The following is a 17762-nucleotide window of genomic DNA, read 5'->3' on the forward strand; positions in this document are numbered from 1 at the left end:
CTGGAGGGATCCCTGCAAAACTCTGCCAGTCAACTGAATCCAGGGCCCTTCACCGAGCGGCTGATCACCTATCTTCAGGCAGGGCAATACAAGCTGCAGCGGGCCTATCGCACCATTCAGGCTCAAGAGCGCAAGGAACGCTTGATCAACCGCATCAGCAGCGCCATTCGCCAGTCTTTGCATCCCGGCGATATCCTGACCATTGCGGTGCAGGAACTGGGGCAAGCGGCAGGAGTGGGGCGCTGTTTGATCTACCGCTACGATGGCCAGGTTCCTGCTGTCCAGATCGAGCACGAGTATCACACCCTGAGAATGGGCAGCCTCAAGGGATCCCTCTGGCCCGTGCAAAGCAACCCTTTTCTGCAGGAGGCAATGGCCTCAGCACACCTGGTGTGTTGCGAGGACAGCCAGAAGGATCCGCGTCTGCATTGCCTGCCGGAGCTGTGGCAGCCGGCCCAAATTCGCGCTTGGGTGGCTCTGCCGATTCTCTATCAGGGGCGGTTGCTGGGCCTCTTGGAGCTGCACCACGAACACCCTCGCCGCTGGCAGCCGGCCACTCTGGAGTTGGCAGAAGCCATTGCCAATCAAGTGGGGGTGGCCCTCTTACAGGCAGAAGCCTACCAGCACCTGGAAGAGCTGAATCGCCAATTGCAGGATCTGGATCGGGCCAAGTCGGAGCTGATCGCTGTGATCGGGCACGAGCTGCGCACCCCTTTGTCCACCATTCAAGTGTGTCTGGAGTCGTTGGCCAGCGATCCTCATATGCCCTTGGAGATGCGCCAGGAGATGTTGAATGCGGCTCTGCAAGATGCCGGTCGGCTGCGGGAGTTGGTGCAGGATTTTCTCACCCTCTCCAAGCTGGAAAGCGGTCGCGTTCGCTGGCATATCGAGCCGTTGTCTGCCCAAGAATGCGTGGAGCTGGCCCTGAGCAACGTCAAAGCGCGACGGCGGCACGAGGAGTTACCCACCATCGAGCAGGCGCTGCCCAGACGGCTGCCGATGGTCAAGGCGGATGGGGAATGGCTGGTGGAGGTCTTGCGCAAGCTGTTGGACAATGCCTGCAAGTTTACTCCTCCCAGCGGGCGGATCTGGATCCGGGCAGAGGTGGAGCCATCAGCCGGCGAACCTGGAGAAGCGATGGTGAGATTTACTGTGGCCGACAGTGGACGCGGCATTGAACCGGAGCGCTTACAGGTCATTTTCGAGCGGTTTTACCAGGCAGAGGGATCCCTGCGCCGTTCTGTGGGCGGGACGGGCTTGGGGCTGGCCATCTGCCGGCTGATCATCGAGGCGATGGGGGGGCGCATCTGGGCCGAATCGGGAGGGATCAACCAGGGCAGTGCCTTCCACTTCACCCTGCCGATAGCCAACCCACAAACCCAGAGGCAGCCCTCGATGGCCGCCTGAACCCTAAGAAGTGAAGGTCTGCTGCGCTAACCTGGGATCCCAGCCGGCAAATGCAAATTGCCAATATCCAACAAATCAGGCTGCCGCAAAGCTCTGGCCTAGATCCGTAGCTCCCCTCTCCCTTTGGGAGAGGGGCTGGGGGTGAGGGGTTGCTCCCTTTGGGAGAGGGGCTGGGGGTGTTCGCGTTAGCGGCGCGGAGCGCTTGGGATGGCACACCCTATTGGGAACATAGACTCAGGCAGCGCTCCCGAATCGCCTGGAGGTTAAAGGCCAAGTCCCGGCGGAGGCGCCGTTCCACCAGGCCGACCGGCATGCGACGCGGCGGCTTCACCTGCAAGTGGTAGGTGAGCAAAGTTTGATGGTTTAGCCACTCGGCCAGTTCCCAAAACCCCTCGAAAAGGAGAAAATCCCCTTCCACCTCCTGGAAGCGAAGCTGGTGGGGAAAGATTTCCTCAATGGCCAGCACCACTGCCGCCGAAAAGCGGGCAAATAAAACCTTTTGGGATCCCACCTGACGTACCAGTTTGCGGCCATTCTCGCTGCCGAGGAGGCGGCTTTCCACCAAGTTGGGAATGAACTCCGCCAGATGGTCGTAATCGGTTAAAACCTGCCAAACCCACTGCCGCTCCACCGGAATAAGGACGCGGCCCTGCACATGGCGGCAGCGCTCCCCCAAGTCCTCCACCTCCACCTGGATGTCTTCGGGAACTGGGATCCCGTCTTCCGGGGCAGGGTCTAGGTGCCCTTGTTGGGGATCCTGTGGGGAGTCGGAAGGCATGGCCAGCAATCGGAGCGCGTCAGAGTTGCAGAACAAAGGAGAAGGGCCAGCAGCCCCAACCCAGGCCCAGTCCATTGTAATTGTGCATCAGATAGCGCACTAGGGGAAAAGGGCCTGGAACCAGGCGACGATCACCTGCCACACTTGATCCAGAAGAGCAAAGGGATCCCGCAGCTCTTGCAGCACCTGCCGCGGGCCAATTCTAAAGACCACGTACAGCACGGCCAGGAGGACTACGATCCCCACCGCCGTCCAGATGGCCTCCCGAACCACCCGCACCCAGAAAACCAGCACAAAAATGGCGATGGCCACCGCGGCCACCAGCGGCAATGTCTCCAGTACCATCGGATCCCCCCTCGTTTGGCTCAGATGTTTTGGATTTGACCCCACTGTAGCCAGTTTGAACTGAGAATAAGGTGCTCGCAAATGTCCGTTGACAAGGGATCCCATCCCGTAAAATGGGATCACCCCGATGAGCCTTCTTTGCTTGGCTAGATCTATGGACATCATCACCTTTGGCTGGGTTGCCGTTGCTGCTTTCTTTGCCCTTTCCATTGCCTTTGTGGTCTGGGGCCGTAACGGCATGTAGTGGATCCCGCCTGGCCCTGTTGTTGCTAAAAGACTTCGTCCTGCTCTATGGAAATTGACTTGCCCTGGGTTGTCCGCCTCGCCTACGGCAGCATCTTTTTGCTCTTGACGGCTGTCACTGTGGGCGTTGGCTACATCACCTTTATCGACTGGCGGGATCGGCGGCGGCGCAGCGAGGCAGAACGGCAAGCTCGTCGCTCCAAGCGTCGGTAGCTACTGGGGTTCTGGGAGATTCCAAGAAGCCTCGCGATCGGGCCTGTCGTCAACGGTTCTCAGGACAGGAGGGGCCACCCAGGGCAAGGGATCCTCAGGCTGGAGGCAAAAGAGCTCTTGCAGGAGACTCTGGTTGGCTTCCCAGAGAGCTTGCAGGTTGTAGCCGGCGTAGGTGGGCAGAAAATCGGCCAGCTTGCGGTTGGCCTCCCCCAGCAGGATCATGCAGCCGCGGCGGTTGCCGTTTTGCAGGTGGTAGTAGGCCACGGCGGTTTGCAACAGCCCCTGGTAGAAGCGCCGCTCCGGATCCACCGCTTCCATCCACAGCGCCTCCAGAGTGTCGTGGCAGGCGTAGAATTCCCCCCGGTTGAATTGCTCAACCGCCCGTTGCAGCGCTTCTGGGTGGCAATTACTCATGGGTCTAGGCACAGTTGCGACTCAGGGGCGGCTGCTGCAGGGATCCCTGCGGCAACACCAGGGTAAAGCAGGTCTTGCCCTGGCCGCTTTCTATAGAGACGCTGCCCCCCAGCCGCTGCATCCACTGCTTAACCAAAGCCAGCCCCAGGCCGGTGCCGCCCCGCTTCCAGGGATCCCCGCTGGGGATGCGGTAGAACTTCTCAAAAATGCGCTCCCACTCGCTGCGGGGGATCTCCACCCCCTCGTTGATAACCCGAATTTGCACTTGTTCAGGGCTGAGGCGGCGCGCCGTCACCGTGATGCGGTGGTGAGGCGGGGTGTACTTGCAGGCGTTGTTGACCAGCTCCTGCACCACCCGCTCCAGACCCACCTGATCCGTCACCACCTTGCCCACCGCTGGGTCAATCTGCCACCGCAACTGTTGCTGATTGGCCTGGGCCCGCTGCACAAAGGGCTGGAGCACAGTGGGCAGCCAGGCGGCCAGGGACACTTCTTCGAGATGAAGGGGCTTGGATCCCTGCTCCAGCCGCTGCAGATCCAGCAGATCGTTGACCAATTCCGCCTCGCGCTCGCACTCCTGCTCCAGGATTTGCAAGTATTGCTCCCGTTTTTGCGGGGTGCGGGCCATTTTCAGCAGTTGGATGGCCATTTTCATGTTGGTGATGGGCGTGCGCAGCTCGTGGGAGACGGTGCTCAAGAAATCATCTTTGAGGCGGTTGAGGCGTTCCAGCTCGCTGATTTGCTGCACCGAGGCCTGGTAGAGACGGGCCTGGCGGATGGCGATGGCACAGTGATCCGCCACCTGCTGCACCACCCGCACCTCCAGCTCAGAGAAGCACTCGTCTGCCGGCTTGGCCAACCACAGATCGCCCAACACGGCCTGATCCTCCCGCAGCGGACATACCAGCAGGGTCAGCCCTTCCCGCCGCGGGATCCAGCTTTGCCCCGACAAATGGCACAGTTGCGCCGCTTGCCCCCTTTGCAGTTGCCGGTAGAGATCCGGGTAGTCGGCTAGGGTTAGAGCGATCCCGCCGGCGGGCGGCAGGGCGGCGGTGTATTCGTAGCGCACCGTGGCCTGGCCGGCTTCCGGATCGTAGAGACAGAGATCGCAGCCTTGGATGGGCAGCCCCAGAGCCAACTCCTGCACCACTGCCCGCAGGATCTGGGCTTCGTCCAGGGTGGTGCGCACCTGGTCGGTGACCCGCTGCAAGAGGGCATCCATAGCCAGAGAGCGCTGCAGGGCCGCCGTCCGCTCCTGCACCTCCTGCTCCAGACGGGCGTTGAGATCTTGCAACTGCCGGTAGAGCTGGTTTTGCGTGATCGAGAGGGCCAGGTGCACAGCAGCGCGGCTGACGAGCTCCAGCTCTGGGGCCGACCAAGCCTTGGGCTCGTCAATTTTCAGCTCCCGCCAGGCGGCAAAAGAGATCAAGGGCAGTTGTTGACGGGGATCCTCCCAACCTTCCCCTTGGGCGGGCCAGCGGTAGCCGGCCCAGTGGGTCTCTTGGCAGATGGCGCCACGAAACACGCTCAGCCAGCCCACCACCTGCTCGTTCCAAAGCAGCGGCACCGCCAGCAGCCCGCGGATGGGCGTCTGCTGCACCTGCGACCGCAGTTCTGGCCACTTCTCCAATTGCGAAAGCGACCAGGTTCTCACCCCGTCCCCTGCCGACTTGCCTCTTCCCACCTGCTCCTGCAGCCAGGCGTCGTATCCTGCCGGCGGCTGGCTCCCATAGCAGTGGAGAGTCTCCAAGCCCATGAACTGGATGCGCAGCCGCGCCCCGATCCCTTGGAGCTGGGCGGTAAGCTGCTCCAGGACGGTGCTCAGGGTGGTTTCGGGGTGAAGCGGCGAGTACACCAGCGCCGCAATTTGGTTAATCAAGCGTTCCTGCTGCGCCTTCCGCCGCGCCTGCTCCAGCAATTCCGCCTGGGCAATGGCAATCGACACCTGATCCGCCACCAACTGCACCACCTGCAGCTCCTCAGCAGAGTAGGAGCGCGGCTCGGCGTGGTGGGAGACCAAGAGCCCCCACAACTGCTGGTGATGCAGGAGGGGCACCACCAGGGAAGAGGCTACCCCCATGCACTTGAGGTAATGGGCATGGCAGGGATCCACCGGCCGCTGCGGCACCTCTCCTAGAGGCAAAGGCTGGGCCTGGGCAAAGCGGCCCAGTGGCTCCGGCTGGCTGAGGGAGCGGGTCTGGCCCTCCACATCCACGATGACCCGCACCTGGGCCAGGCGAAACAGCTGCCGCGCTTGCTCAGGAATATCCCCCGCCGGAAAAGACAAACCCAGGAGAGAGGGCAGCCGCTCAGCTTGTCGAGCTTCCGCCACCACCGTTCCATGACCTTCCGGGTCGAAGCGGTACACCTTGACCCGATCCGTGCCCAAAAAGGCGCGCACCTCCTCCACCGTTGCCCTCAGGATCTGATCCAGCTCCAGGGATTGCCGGATCTGGTGGGTAATGCGGTTGATGAGGGCATCCCGGCTGGTGCAGGCCGCAGGGGCCAAGTTCTCCATAGCCATCTCTACATAAGGAAGCGCAGAAGTATTGAAAGCTACACTCCCTCTTTCACGATAACGCCCCCTGCCGGGAAGTTACAGAGCCGCAAGGGAAAAGCTTAAGGAATTCAAAAGTTCTCCACTCTCCTTCACAAAGGGGGCTGGGGCAGGCGGAAGAGGCGGGCGGCATTTTGGCTGGTCTGTTGGGCCAGGTCTTCCAAGGGGATCCGCAACAGCTCCGCCAGGGTTTGGGCCACCCGCTGCACGTAGGCCGGCTCGTTGCGCTTGCCGCGGAAAGGGGTGGGGGCCAAAAAAGGGCAATCGGTTTCCACCAAAAGCTGGGACAAGGGCACCTCCAAGGCCGACCGGCGCACGGTCTCGGCGTTCTTGAAGGTCACGATGCCGCTAAAGCTGATGAAGCAGCCCATCTCCACAAACAGCCGCGTCTCCTCCGGGGATCCGCTCCAGCAGTGCATCACCACCCGCAGCGGCCCCCCTGTGGCCAGGGCCTCTTGGAGAATCTCATAGGTGGCTGCTGCCGCCTCGCGGCAATGGACGATCAGGGCCAAATCCTGCTCCTGGGCAATGGCAATGTGGGCGCGGAAGGATTCTTGTTGCCGCTCGATGTCCGCCGGGTCGGATTTGTAAAAATCTAAGCCCGTCTCCCCGACGGCCACCACCCGCGTGTCGCTGGCGGCCAACTGGGCGATCTTTTCGGCCAGATCCGGCTGCCACTGGCGCGCCTCCAGAGGATGCAGCCCCACCGACAAGAAGACTTCGGCGTACTGGTCGGCAATGGCCTGCAACTGGGGAAACTCTGCTGGCGTTACACAGGAGTGCACCAGTTGCCGGATCCCGGCCTGGCGCCAGCGCTCGGCCACCTGCGGTAGATCGTCTGTAAAGTCGGGATAGTTCAAGTGGACGTGGGTGTCCACCAGAGGGGCAGCGGGCAAGACGGCGGTGCTCAAGGCTCAGCTCCCGAACAAAATAGTGTTGCAGACTCTATCCAATTGTAAAAGCGGTTCCCGGCTGGTTTGGAGCGCAGGGATCCCGTTCCGCCCATTCCTATGGGAGCATGAGGATGATCCAGAAAGTTCACAGTTGGAGGCTTGCTATGGCCCGTACTCCCTCGACCATGCTGCCTTTGGGCACCCCGGCCCCTGACTTCAGCCTGCCGGATGTGGTGAGCGGCCAAACCATTTCCCTCTCTACTTTTGCCGACAAGCCCGCTTTGCTGGTGATGTTCATCTGCCAGCACTGCCCCTATGTGAAGCACGTGCAAGAAGAGCTGGCCCGCATTGGCAGAGATTACAAGGATCGCGGCGTCGGCATTGTAGCCATCAGCGCCAACGATGTGGAGAAATACCCCGACGACAGCCCCGAGAACTTGAAGAAGATGGCCGAGACCTTGGGCTTTACCTTTCCCTTCTGCTACGACGAAAGCCAAGAAGTGGCCAAAGCCTTTAGCGCTGCCTGCACCCCCGACTTTTTCCTGTTCGATGCGGAGCGCAAGCTGGTCTACCGCGGCCAACTGGACGACAGCCGCCCCAGCCTGACGGATGTGCCGGTGACGGGCAAAGACTTGCGGGCGGCGCTGGATAACCTGCTGGCGGGCAAGCCCATCGATCCTGACCAAAAGCCCAGCCTCGGCTGCAACATCAAGTGGAAGCCCGGCAATGAGCCTGCTTATTTTGGTGGGTAGCTCCCGTTTTTTTGAATTGCGGCCAGGGCCTGGCGATGCAAGCTGGGGTTGGCCGCCGCCAGCACTTCTCCCCTAGAGGTGCGGGTTAGGGGCTCCCCCGACCAATCAGTAATCACGCCGCCGGATCCCTCGATCACCGGCACAAGGGCGGCAAAATCGTAGAGGGCGAGGCCACACTCCAGCACCAGATCCACACAGCCGCTGGCCAACAGGCCGTACTGGTAGCCGTCGCCGCCATAGGAGGTGATGTGTACTGCTCGACTGAGCTGCTGGAAACGCCGTTGTTGGTCGGGGTGGGCGAACAAATCAGGGGTGGTACAGCTCAAGTAGGCGCGGCTGAGGTCGCTGTTGGTTTTGGTCTGGGCGGGTCGTCGGCAAGAGGGAGTAATCCACTGGGTGGGTTCTCCCTGCACCCCCAGCCAGCGCTCGCGCAACACCGGTTGATCGATGATGCCCAGAACGGGGCGATCCTCTTCCAAGAGGGCGATCAGGGTGGCAAAGGTGGGCTTGCCGGTGGAAAAGGCAATGGTGCCATCCAAGGGATCCAGAACCCAGGTGTAAGGGGATCCCGTCTGGTGAAAGCCAAACTCCTCGCCAAGGATGCTGTGTTGCGGCACCTGGGCCATGAGCAAAGCCCGCATCGCCTGTTCTGCCTCCCGGTCGGCCACCGTCACAATGGGGGAGCGGGCTTCTTTGTATTCCGCTTGCAGCTCTCCGCGAAACAAGGGGCGGATCACTGCTCCGGCAGCATCGGCCAGGGCCTGTGCCAGTTCAATCCATTCTGTTTTGACCACCTTTTGCCCACCGCACCTGCGCGTTTCCTCTTTTAGCATAAGGAAAGATTTCTCCCCGGTTATGCGGTCTGGCCTGCTTTTGACTCCTCTGGAATGGCTCTGGACGGCGATTGGGGTGATCCTGACCATTTTGGGCACCCTGACCCATCTGAGTTTTCCGTCGGAGCTGCCTGGGCTGGGGGGATATAGCTTCTCGCTGCAAATCGGGGGCGTGCTGCTGACGGCTTGTTTGGCGGGGCCGGTGGCGGCGGTGTGCGCCCAGATCGTCTACTTGGGGCTGGGGCTGGCGGGGTTGCAGGTGTTTGCCCAGGGGGGAGGGTGGCAGTACCTGCACCAGCCCACCTTTGGCTACTTGTTGGGTTTTTTGCCGGCTGCCTGGGCCTGCGGGACGATTGCGTTTCGGCAACGGGATCCCCATTCGCTTCCTTCTTCCTCTGTCCGCCAACGCACTGCCGCTGTCAAGAGGCTGGCAGCCCCCCCGGTGGGCCTCCAGGAGCTGGGATCCGGCAGCTTGGTGGCTTTGGCCTTGATTCACCTGACCGGGATTGTCTATCTTTTGGCCACGCAACCCTGGAACCAGGAGTTGCTGAGGTTGATCAGGCTTTACTCAGGCTATACCCTGCCGGGACAGCTCATTGTGGCCAGCTTTGCCGCGGTGATGGCGGTGCTGCTGCGGCGCTTACTGCTGCTCTGAAGCAGGGGAGCCAACTGTGCACAAAAGCCCATGCAGATTTGGGTGGAAGCGCATCTTTCCCCAGGCTACGGCAACAGAAAGTAGCCTAGAGTGGTGCTGCTCCCAACGGCAATTCCTGAGGCGGGTAGATGCTTATCCAACCGGCGAGGATCGATCAGATTTTTGTGAGGAGAACAGAGGAATGCAACGGACTGCTCTGACCCTTTTGGCCACTGGCCTTTTGGCGACTGGGCTGGCTGCCTGTGGAGATGGCGGCAGCTCCGGGGGCACGATCATCACTCCCCCCCAAAGCCCAACGGTTTCGTTGATCAATGCGCCCACTTCTGTGCGGGTGGGCACCTCCACACCGGCTTTTACGGTGCAGGTGAGTGTGCCCGGCGGCGCCCGCCCAACGCAATTTGTTGAGCTGGAAACGTTTAACCCCAATGGCGTGCGCGTGCAGCGGGAGTTCTTCAGCCCGCAACAGGCTAACTGCGCTCCCGGAGCCACCTTTTGTAGCTTCATCACCGACTTCCGCGTCGCCGCCGGGGATCCTGTGGGCATTTGGCAGTTCCGGATCACCGCCTATGACCAGCAAAACCGCTCCGGCTCCCAAACGCTGCTGATTACCGCCTTCCAGTAAACAATTCCGGCTGCCAGGTTGGGTTGGGAACTTTATGAATCTGAGGGGGAATGCCCAATACCGAGCACCCCCCTCAGGAGATGGCTATTTTATTTTCGCAGCTCGCAAGCTGCCCGGATCCCTCACTCCATGTCCCGCCGGTTGGGGTTACGGGCGGGGTCGTTGCTCAAAAAGCCAAACACAAAAAGCCCAACAAAAAAGATGACAACCGCGTAAACAGAGATTTTCAGTAACAGCATAGTTTCAGCAACCTGTTTCCGACTGAATGAACCGAGGAAGCGATAAGGCAATGGTAAGGCAAGGGCAAATAGCCACAGCGACGGGATCCCGTCCAACCTGAGGCTTTGCAAAACTTCTTCACAACATCATACCTCCCGGCGGTTCCCTTTCCCGCCATTGGCCCCGCTTTGCCCCGAAAGATCCTCCCATTACGCCCCCGCCAAAGGCCACGCAGCCTGGCCTGACAGGGATCCCCGGCAAGAGCAAAGATTGTTAAGAAATATTTGAGACTGGAAAGAAAGATTGCGGCGCCTGTGGGCGACCGGAATATAGAAGGATAAGGTCTGCGGCTTTGCCAGGTCTTGCCGGATGTGTATTGGATTTAACCATGCCTTCTGATCGGTTGGGCAACTTAGGAGCTCTGGATGGGGGTCAGCCGCAACCTTCGCCGGGGATCTGTCGATCTCAGGAGGTGTTGCTGGCGGACGGGATGCCGGCCTTTTTGCGCCACTGGCCGCAGGGATCCCCTTGTGGGCGGGTGTTGCTGTTGCACGGCAAAGGGGATCACGGCGGCGGGTTTGAACCCTTGGCGGAGGAATTAGCTGCCCAGGGATGGGAGGTTTTGGCCCCGGATATGCGGGGATTTGGCCGCTCCGGCGGCATCCGCTGCTGGATCGACCGCTTCGGCCAATACCAGGCGGATCTGGAGGAGATCACTCAGCAGGTCTGGCCGCAGAAGAGGATCCCGCAGATCTGGTGTGGGTACAGCGCGGGGGCCAATTGGGTTACGGAATATGCCCTTGCCCATCCTGAGCAGGTGCAGGGCTTGATCTTGATCTCTCCGGCCTTCCGCATCGACCACTATTTCACCCCCTTGACCTACGCCCTTCTGCAGGTGTTGGACAGGGTTGTTCCCCAGTTGGCCTTGACCGGCCTTTACGATCCGGCACGGGTGACTTCCTTGCCAGCGCAGCAGGCCGCCTTTGCGGCAGATCCCTATGTGTGTGGGGTAACGCGGGCCAGATTTACAGCCGAACTGGTGCGCAGCGGGCGGCGCTGCCTCGAGCAAGCCCATCGGCTGGAGCTGCCGGTTTTGCTGCTCTACACCTCTGCCGACATTGTCGTCAATCCTGCCGGCGCTGTGGATTTTGCCTGTCGGCTCCCCAACGGTGAGATCCACGATTTTCCCCAATCGCGCCACGACCTTTTGCACGACTGCCAAGCCGAAGCTGTCAAGGAGACTCTCCGCTGCTGGCTGGCCCGCCATTTCCCCCCTTGCCCTGGCTATCGCCTCTCTCCCCCGACGAGCACCTCGGCCCCCGCCGACCTCATGGCAAAATAGAGACGCCCTCTTTTTCTTTGCTGCTCTCATGAGCCAAGACTTGATCTACCGTCCCCGTCGGCTGCGGCGCACCGAAGCCCTGCGCCAGATGGTTCAGGAAACCCACCTGCGGGTGCAGGATTTGATCTATCCCCTGTTTGTCATGGAAGGGGAGAACCAGCGGCAGGAAGTAGAGTCGATGCCCGGCTGCTACCGCTACACCCTGGATCTGCTCCTCAAGGAGGTGGAGGAAGCAGCCAACTTGGGGATCCCGGCGGTGGCTTTGTTCCCGGTGGTGCCGGAAGAGAAAAAGGATCCCACCGGGCGGGAGTGCTTCAACCCGGAAGGCTTGATCCAGCGGGCGGTGCGGCGGATCAAGCAGGAGATCCCCCAGATCTTGGTGGTGACGGATGTGGCTCTGGATCCCTACAACAGCGACGGCCACGATGGCATTGTGCGGGACGGGGTGATCCTCAACGATGAGACGGTAGAAGTTCTGATTAAGCAGGCTCTCTCCCAGGCGGAAGCGGGAACCGATATCGTGGCCCCCTCCGACATGATGGACGGCCGTGTCGGCGCCATTCGGGAGGCTCTGGATAGCCAAGGCTACACCGACGTAGCCATTCTGGCCTACTCCGCCAAATATGCCTCTGCCTTCTACGGCCCTTTTCGCGATGCCCTGGGATCCGCGCCCAAGTCGGGAGACAAAAAAACCTATCAAATGGATCCCGCCAACGCCCGCGAAGCCATTAAAGAGGTGGAGCTGGACGAAGCCGAGGGGGCAGACATGGTGATGGTAAAGCCGGCCTTGGCCTACTTAGACATCATCTATCGGGTCAAGGAAGCAACGGATCTGCCCGTGGCCGCCTACAACGTCAGCGGCGAGTACGCCATGATCAAGGCTGCCGAACAAAAGGGCTGGATCGACGGCAAAAAAGTGATGATGGAATCGCTCTTGGCCATGAAGCGGGCCGGTGCCGACATCATCCTCACCTACTTTGCCAAAGAGGTGGCCTTGCTTCTCAAACAATCCTAGGTAATTCTAGCCAGCGGCAGTCTATGGCCTGGCAGGCGGCTGACGGAACTGCCCGATCCAGGAAGGAGGGATGTTCTTCTCCTCGTCGGCTACCAAAGTACTGGGATCCACCAAGCGCACCTGAATTTGATTGGGCGGCACCCGATTCAGACGTTCCTTGATCAGGGCCTCTCGTTGCAAGGGATCCATGCCGCGATCCACCCCCTCCTGCAGCCGAGAAATCCGGTTGGACAAGACCTCGATGTGCTGCTCCAGAACTTGGAGCCGATGGTGCTGGGCCAACTGCACCGGCAAGAGGCGACACAAACCACTGAGGGCAGCCGCCGTAAACAAGACATTCACCCCGATGTGGCAGGCCACCTCCCAGGCTTGCGGCTCGTGGGCAGGCCGGCGGGAGCGAGTCGAGGAGCGGGCAACCGGGAGAGCGGCGGGATCCCCTTGCCCACTTGCCCGAACCAGGGATCCCTGCGAGCGATGGGCTCGTGGAGCAACGGAGATGTCTAGCTGCGATCCAGCAACCTGCTCTACGCGCACAGACATGCGGCCAGCCGGAGTACGGGAGGAAGACTGAGGTGCCACGGGTGAAGGGAAGAAAATAGGGGGACGATGAGCCGCCTCTGCTGCCAAGAAGCGCAGCTAGGGCTTATTGAAGCCGATTTTCCCCGGTGTGTCAGGCTTTGTCCCAAAACATTTTCGCTTTCGGACGCTGCCACTTGGCCAAGCTCGGCAAACCGATTACGGGATCCCAAGCCATCGCCAACGTCGGCAAGAAAACGCGCTAGGCTAGAGGTTCCCCTTGTCAAAAGGCCCCGCACCGATCCAAGAACGAGGGCAGTTATGTAGAGGTCAGTCGGATCCCCATATGCGCATTGTCATCACGGGTGGGAGTGGTTTTATCGGGCGTCGCTTGGTGGCCCGTCTGCTGGAGCAAGGGGATCAGGTTTTGGTCTTGAGCCGCCGCCCCGACCAGGCCCGCCGCCTGTTGGGGGAATCCCCCAACCTCAAGCTGCTGCCCTACGATCCCTATCAACCGCAAACCTGGGCCACCGCCCTGGAAGGGTACGAGGGCATTGTCAACTTGGCCGGAGAGCCTTTGGCCTCTTCTCGCTGGACAGAAGCCAAGAAAAAAGAAATCCGCCGCAGCCGCGTGGAGACCACTCAAGCCCTTGTCCAAGCCCTCGCCTCCCTCGACCAGAAGCCCCAGGTGATGATCAGCAGCTCGGCGGTGGGCTACTACGGCTCCCACCCGCAGGGAGAGCCCCTGACAGAGGCGGATCCCCCGGCCCAAGATTTTCTGGCAGAAGTCTGTCAAGCCTGGGAAGCTGCCGCCCGGCCCGCTGAGGAATTGGGGATCCGCCTGGCCATCGTGCGCACAGGGATTGTGTTGGGGCCAGATGGAGGAGCACTGGCACAGATGTTGGCCCCCTTCCAGTTCTTCATCGGCGGAACGATCGGCTCCGGCAAACAATGGCTCTCCTGGATCCACCGCGAGGATTGGGTGAGTTTGGTCTGCTTCCTCCTACAACAGGGATCCGGGGTGTTCAACGCCACCGCTCCCAACCCGGTGCAAATGGAGGAGTTTTGCCGCACCTTGGGCCAGGTCTTGGGTCGCCCCTCCTGGTTGCCCGTGCCGGAGCTGGCTCTGGAACTGCTGTTGGGCGAGGCAGCTCAAGTGGTGCTGACAGGGCAAAAAGTGATCCCTCAAGCGGCTTTGCAGATGGGCTTTACCTTCCAATACCCACAGTTGAAAGAGGCACTGCGACAGATTCTCCTCCCCCCTTGACCAAGACCGGCGCTTACTCTTCGGTGAAATCGGCCTCCACCACCCCTGAAGCAGCACCAGGCTCAGGGCTGGCAGCCACCGCTTGCGCCGGAACCGCCTGGGGCACCTGCACGATCTGGGGTGTGAAGATGAACAGGTTGTACACTGTGTTGCGGCGGATGTTGTCCATCATCTCCAAGAACAGCTCGTAGCCCTCGTTCTTATACTCGATCAGAGGATCCTTCTGGCCATAGCCGCGCAGGCCCACTGCCTCCCGCAGCGCCTCCATCTGCTGCAGATGCTCCCGCCAGAGGGTGTCCACCTGCTGCAACAGGAAGAAGCGCTCCGCCTTGCGCATCAAGCCTGGCTCAAAAGTATCCAGAAAAGCCTCTTTGGCCTCGTAGGCCAGCTCTGCTTGCTTGAGCAGGTGGTTCAAGATCTGTTCGTAGGAGAGATCCCGCAAGTCGTCCGCCTTGAGGTTCTCTTTGAGCAGGGGCACAAACTCCTGCATCTTGGCGGTCAGCTTGTCGATTTCCCACTCTTCCGGCGGCAGCTCCGGGTTGACGTGGGCCCGCACGATCTCCTCGACAGTCTTGCGCACATAGTCGAGGATTTTGGTTTTGAGGTTCTCCCCTTCCAAGATGCGCCGCCGCTCTGAGTAGATGGCCCGCCGCTGGTTGTTCATCACCTCGTCGTACTCAAACACCTGTTTGCGCAGGTCGAAGTAATACACTTCCACCTTGCGCTGCGCGTTCTCCAGGCTGCTGGAAAGCAGCGGGTGCTCGATGGGCATGTCCTCATCCACCCGGAACATGTCCATCAGTTTGGCCACCCGCTCGCCACCGAAGATCTTGAGCAGGTTATCTTCCAGGCTGAGGAAAAACCGCGAGGAGCCGGGATCCCCTTGCCGTCCGGCGCGGCCCCGCAACTGGTTGTCGATGCGACGGGACTCGTGGCGCTCCGTGCCGATCACGTGCAGGCCGCCCAGCCGCACCACTTCCTCGTGCTCGGCCTCGGTTACCTTTTCGTACTCGGCCTTGATGCTGTTGTAGACCTCCCGCAGTTGCAAGATCAGCGGATCCTGCACCGGCGCTTTCTCCGAGGCCACCGCGATGAGATCTTCCACCACCAGCTCCGGCAGGCGGTTCAACCCATATTTGGTCACCGCCGCCGCCACCACCTCCTCCAGCGCTTGGCTGGTGCGGGCCGACAGCTCACAGGGGTAAAAGTTGGGAGAGACCACCGTCCAGGATTTTTTCGGCTTAGGTGAGGATCCTCCAAATCCCTGGCCCCCACCCCGCCCTAGCATGGGAACGGATCCCAGCGGGTTGTCGGCGTCCAGTTGCACCAGCTTGGGCATCAGCCGTTCCCGCAGCTTGAGGCGGGCCATGTACTCGGCATTGCCGCCCAAGATAATGTCCGTGCCGCGCCCGGCCATGTTGGTAGCAATGGTTACGGCACCTTTGCGCCCCGCCTGGGCGATGATCTCCGCTTCCCGCTCCACGTTCTCCGGCTTGGCGTTGAGGAGGTTGTGCGGGATCCCCATCTCCTTGAGCATGGCCGAGAGGCGCTCAGATTTTTCCACGCTGGTCGTCCCCACCAGTACCGGCCGGCCCCGCTCGTGCATGTGGGCAATTTCCTCGGCGACCGCTTTCCACTTGGCGTTTTCGGTCTTGTAGACCAAGTCGGGAGCATCTTTACGGCGGATGGGCCGGTTGGTGGGGATCACCGTCACTTCCAGGTTGTAGGTTTTGCCGAACTCGGCTTCCTCGGTGCGGGCGGTGCCCGTCATGCCGGAGAGCTTGGGATAGAGCAGGAAGAGGTTTTGGTAGGTGATGGTGGCCAGGGTTTGGCTCTCGTTTTGGATCGGCACCCCCTCCTTGGCTTCCACCGCCTGGTGCAGCCCATCCGACCAGCGGCGACCGGGGAGCACCCGCCCGGTGAACTCGTCCACGATCACCACCTCTTGGTTGCGGACGATGTAGTGGACATCCTTGATGAAGAGCTCCTTGGCCTTCACCGCATTAAAGACAAAGTGGGCCCAGGGATCCTTGGGGTCAAACAGATCGGAGACCCCCAGCAACCGCTCGGCGGCTTCAAACCCTTCGTCGGTGAGGATGACGTTGCGGGCTTTTTCGTCCACTTCGTAGTGCTCGTCCCGGATCAGCTCCCGCGCCACCTGGGCCGCCTTGAGGTACTTTTCGGAGGGGCGGGCCATCTGGCCGGAGATGATCAGGGGGGTGCGGGCCTCGTCGATGAGGATGGAGTCCACCTCGTCGATGATGCAGTAGTTGAAGGGCCGCTGCATCACCTCTTTGATGTCGGTGGCCATGTTGTCCCGCAGGTAGTCGAAGCCCAGCTCGCTATTGGTGCAGTAGGTGATGTCGCAGTTGTAGCTGCGCCGCTTCTCTTCGGTGGACATACCCTCTTGCACCAGGCCAACCGTCAGGCCCAAGAAACGGTGCACCTGCCCCATCCACTCCGAGTCCCGCCGGGCCAAGTAGCCGTTGACGGTAACGATGTGAACCCCCTTGCCGGTCAGGCCGTTGAGATAGGCAGGCAGGGTGGCGACCAGTGTTTTCCCCTCGCCGGTTTTCATCTCGGCAATCTGGCCCTCGTGCAGCACCATGCCGCCGATGAGCTGCACGTCGTAGTGGCGCAAGTTGAGAACCCGCTTGGCCGCTTCCCGCACCACCGCAAACGCCTCGGGCAGGAGGTCGTCGAGGGACTCCCCTCTATCCAGGCGCTGGCGAAACTCGGTGGTCTTGGCCCTGAGCTCCGCATCGGAAAGAGAGGCGATCTCGATCTCCAGCGAGTTGATCAGCTTGACAACAGGACGGTACTGGCGGATCTTGCGATCGTTGGGATCCCCAAGGAGCTTTTGTAGGGTTTGGAGCATGGGCAAGCCTGGGCCGATAAAGAAGTTGACTGATGACGCAATTTTACCATTTTGATTTGGCTGGCCAGGGAGAAGTTGGCCTGGGCGAGCTGAGCACAAAACACCTAAGCTGTGGGAATGGCTGAAGAGGGCCTGCGGTGACTTGCGGTCTGCGGCGAGAAAATGTCAGTCTAGGGAAGCGAAGGGATCCCAGGGCTTATGAACTTTTTGGGTGTTGGACTGCCGGAAATGTTGGTCATCTTTGCGGTGGCCCTTTTGGTCTTTGGGCCGCGCAAATTGCCGGAGATCGGTCGCACGTTGGCCAAAACCCTGCGCAGCTTGCAAGATGCCTCCAGAGAGTTTGAGGCGCAGTTGAACCGAGAGGCACAGGAGCTGGAAAAAGCTGTCCGCCCAGCAGCGGCCCGAACCCAAGCCGAGTCGGTCGCCATAGCCAATCCGCCTGGCAAACCCGCCAATGGGGCAGAACCCGTAGCCGCCACAGCCGACAACTCGCCAACCGCAGACGCCGCCTAGTCGATGGCCCGCTTCAACCCGCTTTGCTTTGGCCTGGAGATCGCGCGCCTGTTCGAGCAAGGGCAGTCCTATTTTGCCCCGGCGAAGGTGGAAACCTGGCTGCGGCAGCACGGCCAAAACCCCTCCGACTACGAGATCTCGTTTCACCAGGAGCTGCCCCCTGCCGGCTCCTCGGCAACCATCTGGATTCGCATCGACCTGAAGCGTTGGGATGGCCAGCCGGTGGATCCCTGGCTGTTGGCAGAGATCAACCGGGTCGATTGACAGCCTTGCTCTGGGGCCGATCCAGGCCCTAGGGTA

Annotated in this window: 20 protein-coding genes; 11 read left to right on the forward strand and 9 right to left on the reverse strand. The window is 60.9% G+C overall.

The genetic code is table 11. The annotated features are described in order from the left end of the window. The coding region (locus NW857_RS03480) for an ATP-binding protein (protein WP_414367954.1) at positions 1 to 1407 on the forward strand (1407 nt) is incomplete at its 5' end. Positions 1408 to 1624: 217 nt separating this feature from the next. On the opposite strand, the gene NW857_RS03485 is transcribed toward NW857_RS03480, so the two are convergent. Continuing rightward, positions 1625 to 2185, reverse strand: a complete 561-nt coding sequence (locus NW857_RS03485; RefSeq protein ID WP_414348994.1) for an SRPBCC family protein — start codon at positions 2183 to 2185, stop codon at positions 1625 to 1627. Positions 2186 to 2284: 99 nt separating this feature from the next. Continuing rightward, on the reverse strand, positions 2285 to 2530 hold the full coding sequence (locus NW857_RS03490; RefSeq protein ID WP_414332876.1) for a hypothetical protein: 246 nt from the start codon (positions 2528 to 2530) through the stop codon (positions 2285 to 2287). 127 nt (positions 2531 to 2657) lie between these two features. Here NW857_RS03490 and NW857_RS03495 point away from each other — a divergent pair, with 127 nt between their 5' ends. Both NW857_RS03495 and NW857_RS03500 read left to right on the forward strand, forming a co-directional pair. Beyond that, positions 2658 to 2774: a cytochrome b6-f complex subunit PetN gene (locus tag NW857_RS03495; RefSeq protein ID WP_414336457.1), complete on the forward strand. Its 117-nt coding sequence runs from the start codon at positions 2658 to 2660 to the stop codon at positions 2772 to 2774. A 59-nt stretch (positions 2775 to 2833) separates the two neighbouring features. Next, positions 2834 to 2986, forward strand: a complete 153-nt coding sequence (locus NW857_RS03500; protein WP_414332874.1) for a hypothetical protein — start codon at positions 2834 to 2836, stop codon at positions 2984 to 2986. Here NW857_RS03500 and NW857_RS03505 read toward each other — a convergent pair whose 3' ends face one another. From NW857_RS03505 to NW857_RS03515, 3 genes are all read right to left on the reverse strand, one after another. Further along, a complete protein-coding gene (locus NW857_RS03505) occupies positions 2987 to 3400 on the reverse strand; it encodes a DUF309 domain-containing protein (RefSeq protein ID WP_414336460.1) in 414 nt (137 codons plus the stop codon). It lies immediately after the preceding gene. A gap of 4 nt (positions 3401 to 3404) precedes the next feature. Beyond that, the gene (locus NW857_RS03510) at positions 3405 to 5924 is read right to left on the reverse strand and encodes a GAF domain-containing protein (RefSeq protein WP_414367956.1); all 2520 of its coding nucleotides are present in this window, start codon (positions 5922 to 5924) and stop codon (positions 3405 to 3407) included. A gap of 125 nt (positions 5925 to 6049) precedes the next feature. Further along, positions 6050 to 6868, reverse strand: a complete 819-nt coding sequence (locus NW857_RS03515; RefSeq protein WP_414336462.1) for a TatD family hydrolase — start codon at positions 6866 to 6868, stop codon at positions 6050 to 6052. 146 nt (positions 6869 to 7014) lie between these two features. Between NW857_RS03515 and NW857_RS03520 the strand changes: the two genes are divergently transcribed. Continuing rightward, the gene (locus NW857_RS03520) at positions 7015 to 7602 is read left to right on the forward strand and encodes a thioredoxin family protein (RefSeq protein ID WP_414332867.1); all 588 of its coding nucleotides are present in this window, start codon (positions 7015 to 7017) and stop codon (positions 7600 to 7602) included. Here NW857_RS03520 and hisN read toward each other — a convergent pair. Next, positions 7587 to 8396 carry a histidinol-phosphatase gene (gene hisN, locus NW857_RS03525; protein ID WP_414332865.1) on the reverse strand — a complete coding sequence of 270 codons (810 nt, stop codon included), beginning with the start codon at positions 8394 to 8396 and terminating at the stop codon, positions 7587 to 7589. The genes NW857_RS03520 and hisN overlap by 16 nt on opposite strands. Before the next feature lie 61 nt (positions 8397 to 8457). Between hisN and NW857_RS03530 the strand changes: the two genes are divergently transcribed. Together NW857_RS03530 and NW857_RS03535 are read left to right on the forward strand one after the other, a co-directional pair. Further along, on the forward strand, positions 8458 to 9090 hold the full coding sequence (locus NW857_RS03530) for a biotin transporter BioY (protein WP_414348989.1): 633 nt from the start codon (positions 8458 to 8460) through the stop codon (positions 9088 to 9090). 181 nt (positions 9091 to 9271) lie between these two features. Continuing rightward, complete coding sequence (locus tag NW857_RS03535; protein WP_414336466.1) at positions 9272 to 9712, forward strand: hypothetical protein; 441 nt, start codon at positions 9272 to 9274, stop codon at positions 9710 to 9712. A gap of 122 nt (positions 9713 to 9834) precedes the next feature. Here the strand turns inward: NW857_RS03535 and NW857_RS03540 are convergent, their stop codons facing one another. Beyond that, complete coding sequence (locus NW857_RS03540; RefSeq protein WP_011431538.1) at positions 9835 to 9951, reverse strand: photosystem II reaction center protein I; 117 nt, start codon at positions 9949 to 9951, stop codon at positions 9835 to 9837. A gap of 368 nt (positions 9952 to 10319) precedes the next feature. Here NW857_RS03540 and NW857_RS03545 point away from each other — a divergent pair, with 368 nt between their 5' ends. Both NW857_RS03545 and hemB read left to right on the forward strand, forming a co-directional pair. Next, complete coding sequence (locus NW857_RS03545) at positions 10320 to 11273, forward strand: lysophospholipase (RefSeq protein WP_414332859.1); 954 nt, start codon at positions 10320 to 10322, stop codon at positions 11271 to 11273. 28 nt (positions 11274 to 11301) lie between these two features. Next, on the forward strand, positions 11302 to 12288 hold the full coding sequence (gene hemB, locus NW857_RS03550; RefSeq protein ID WP_414332857.1) for a porphobilinogen synthase: 987 nt from the start codon (positions 11302 to 11304) through the stop codon (positions 12286 to 12288). A gap of 21 nt (positions 12289 to 12309) precedes the next feature. Here hemB and NW857_RS03555 read toward each other — a convergent pair whose 3' ends face one another. Continuing rightward, positions 12310 to 12828, reverse strand: coding sequence for a hypothetical protein (locus NW857_RS03555; RefSeq protein ID WP_414332855.1), 519 nt, complete (start codon positions 12826 to 12828; stop codon positions 12310 to 12312). 322 nt (positions 12829 to 13150) lie between these two features. Here NW857_RS03555 and NW857_RS03560 point away from each other — a divergent pair, with 322 nt between their 5' ends. After that, positions 13151 to 14071: a TIGR01777 family oxidoreductase gene (locus NW857_RS03560; RefSeq protein ID WP_414332854.1), complete on the forward strand. Its 921-nt coding sequence runs from the start codon at positions 13151 to 13153 to the stop codon at positions 14069 to 14071. 13 nt (positions 14072 to 14084) lie between these two features. Here NW857_RS03560 and secA read toward each other — a convergent pair whose 3' ends face one another. Then, positions 14085 to 16949, reverse strand: a complete 2865-nt coding sequence (gene secA, locus NW857_RS03565; protein ID WP_414336469.1) for a preprotein translocase subunit SecA — start codon at positions 16947 to 16949, stop codon at positions 14085 to 14087. 198 nt (positions 16950 to 17147) lie between these two features. Here secA and NW857_RS03570 point away from each other — a divergent pair, with 198 nt between their 5' ends. Both NW857_RS03570 and NW857_RS03575 read left to right on the forward strand, forming a co-directional pair. Beyond that, entirely contained in the window at positions 17148 to 17462 is a 315-nt protein-coding gene (locus tag NW857_RS03570; protein WP_414332849.1) for a TatA/E family twin arginine-targeting protein translocase, read from the forward strand. 3 nt (positions 17463 to 17465) lie between these two features. Next, positions 17466 to 17726: a hypothetical protein gene (locus NW857_RS03575; protein ID WP_414332847.1), complete on the forward strand. Its 261-nt coding sequence runs from the start codon at positions 17466 to 17468 to the stop codon at positions 17724 to 17726. Positions 17727 to 17762: the final 36 nt, after the last annotated feature.

Source organism: Synechococcus sp. H55.9, assembly GCF_047462355.1.
GTDB lineage: Bacteria > Cyanobacteriota > Cyanobacteriia > Thermostichales > Thermostichaceae > Thermostichus.

What these genes read in the sequence shown, in the direction of transcription:
- NW857_RS03485 (WP_414348994.1), bottom strand. Translation starts at nt 2,185, where the DNA reads ATGCCTTCCGACTCCCCACAGGATCCCCAACAAGGGCACCTAGACCCT.
- NW857_RS03490 (WP_414332876.1), bottom strand. Translation starts at nt 2,530, where the DNA reads ATGGTACTGGAGACATTGCCGCTGGTGGCCGCGGTGGCCATCGCCATT.
- NW857_RS03495 (WP_414336457.1), top strand. Translation starts at nt 2,658, where the DNA reads ATGAGCCTTCTTTGCTTGGCTAGATCTATGGACATCATCACCTTTGGC.
- NW857_RS03505 (WP_414336460.1), bottom strand. Translation starts at nt 3,400, where the DNA reads ATGAGTAATTGCCACCCAGAAGCGCTGCAACGGGCGGTTGAGCAATTC.
- NW857_RS03510 (WP_414367956.1), bottom strand. Translation starts at nt 5,924, where the DNA reads ATGGCTATGGAGAACTTGGCCCCTGCGGCCTGCACCAGCCGGGATGCC.
- NW857_RS03520 (WP_414332867.1), top strand. Translation starts at nt 7,015, where the DNA reads ATGGCCCGTACTCCCTCGACCATGCTGCCTTTGGGCACCCCGGCCCCT.
- NW857_RS03530 (WP_414348989.1), top strand. Translation starts at nt 8,458, where the DNA reads ATGCGGTCTGGCCTGCTTTTGACTCCTCTGGAATGGCTCTGGACGGCG.
- NW857_RS03535 (WP_414336466.1), top strand. Translation starts at nt 9,272, where the DNA reads ATGCAACGGACTGCTCTGACCCTTTTGGCCACTGGCCTTTTGGCGACT.
- NW857_RS03540 (WP_011431538.1), bottom strand. Translation starts at nt 9,951, where the DNA reads ATGCTGTTACTGAAAATCTCTGTTTACGCGGTTGTCATCTTTTTTGTT.
- NW857_RS03545 (WP_414332859.1), top strand. Translation starts at nt 10,320, where the DNA reads ATGCCTTCTGATCGGTTGGGCAACTTAGGAGCTCTGGATGGGGGTCAG.
- hemB (WP_414332857.1), top strand. Translation starts at nt 11,302, where the DNA reads ATGAGCCAAGACTTGATCTACCGTCCCCGTCGGCTGCGGCGCACCGAA.
- NW857_RS03555 (WP_414332855.1), bottom strand. Translation starts at nt 12,828, where the DNA reads ATGTCTGTGCGCGTAGAGCAGGTTGCTGGATCGCAGCTAGACATCTCC.
- NW857_RS03560 (WP_414332854.1), top strand. Translation starts at nt 13,151, where the DNA reads ATGCGCATTGTCATCACGGGTGGGAGTGGTTTTATCGGGCGTCGCTTG.
- secA (WP_414336469.1), bottom strand. Translation starts at nt 16,949, where the DNA reads ATGCTCCAAACCCTACAAAAGCTCCTTGGGGATCCCAACGATCGCAAG.
- NW857_RS03570 (WP_414332849.1), top strand. Translation starts at nt 17,148, where the DNA reads ATGAACTTTTTGGGTGTTGGACTGCCGGAAATGTTGGTCATCTTTGCG.
- NW857_RS03575 (WP_414332847.1), top strand. Translation starts at nt 17,466, where the DNA reads ATGGCCCGCTTCAACCCGCTTTGCTTTGGCCTGGAGATCGCGCGCCTG.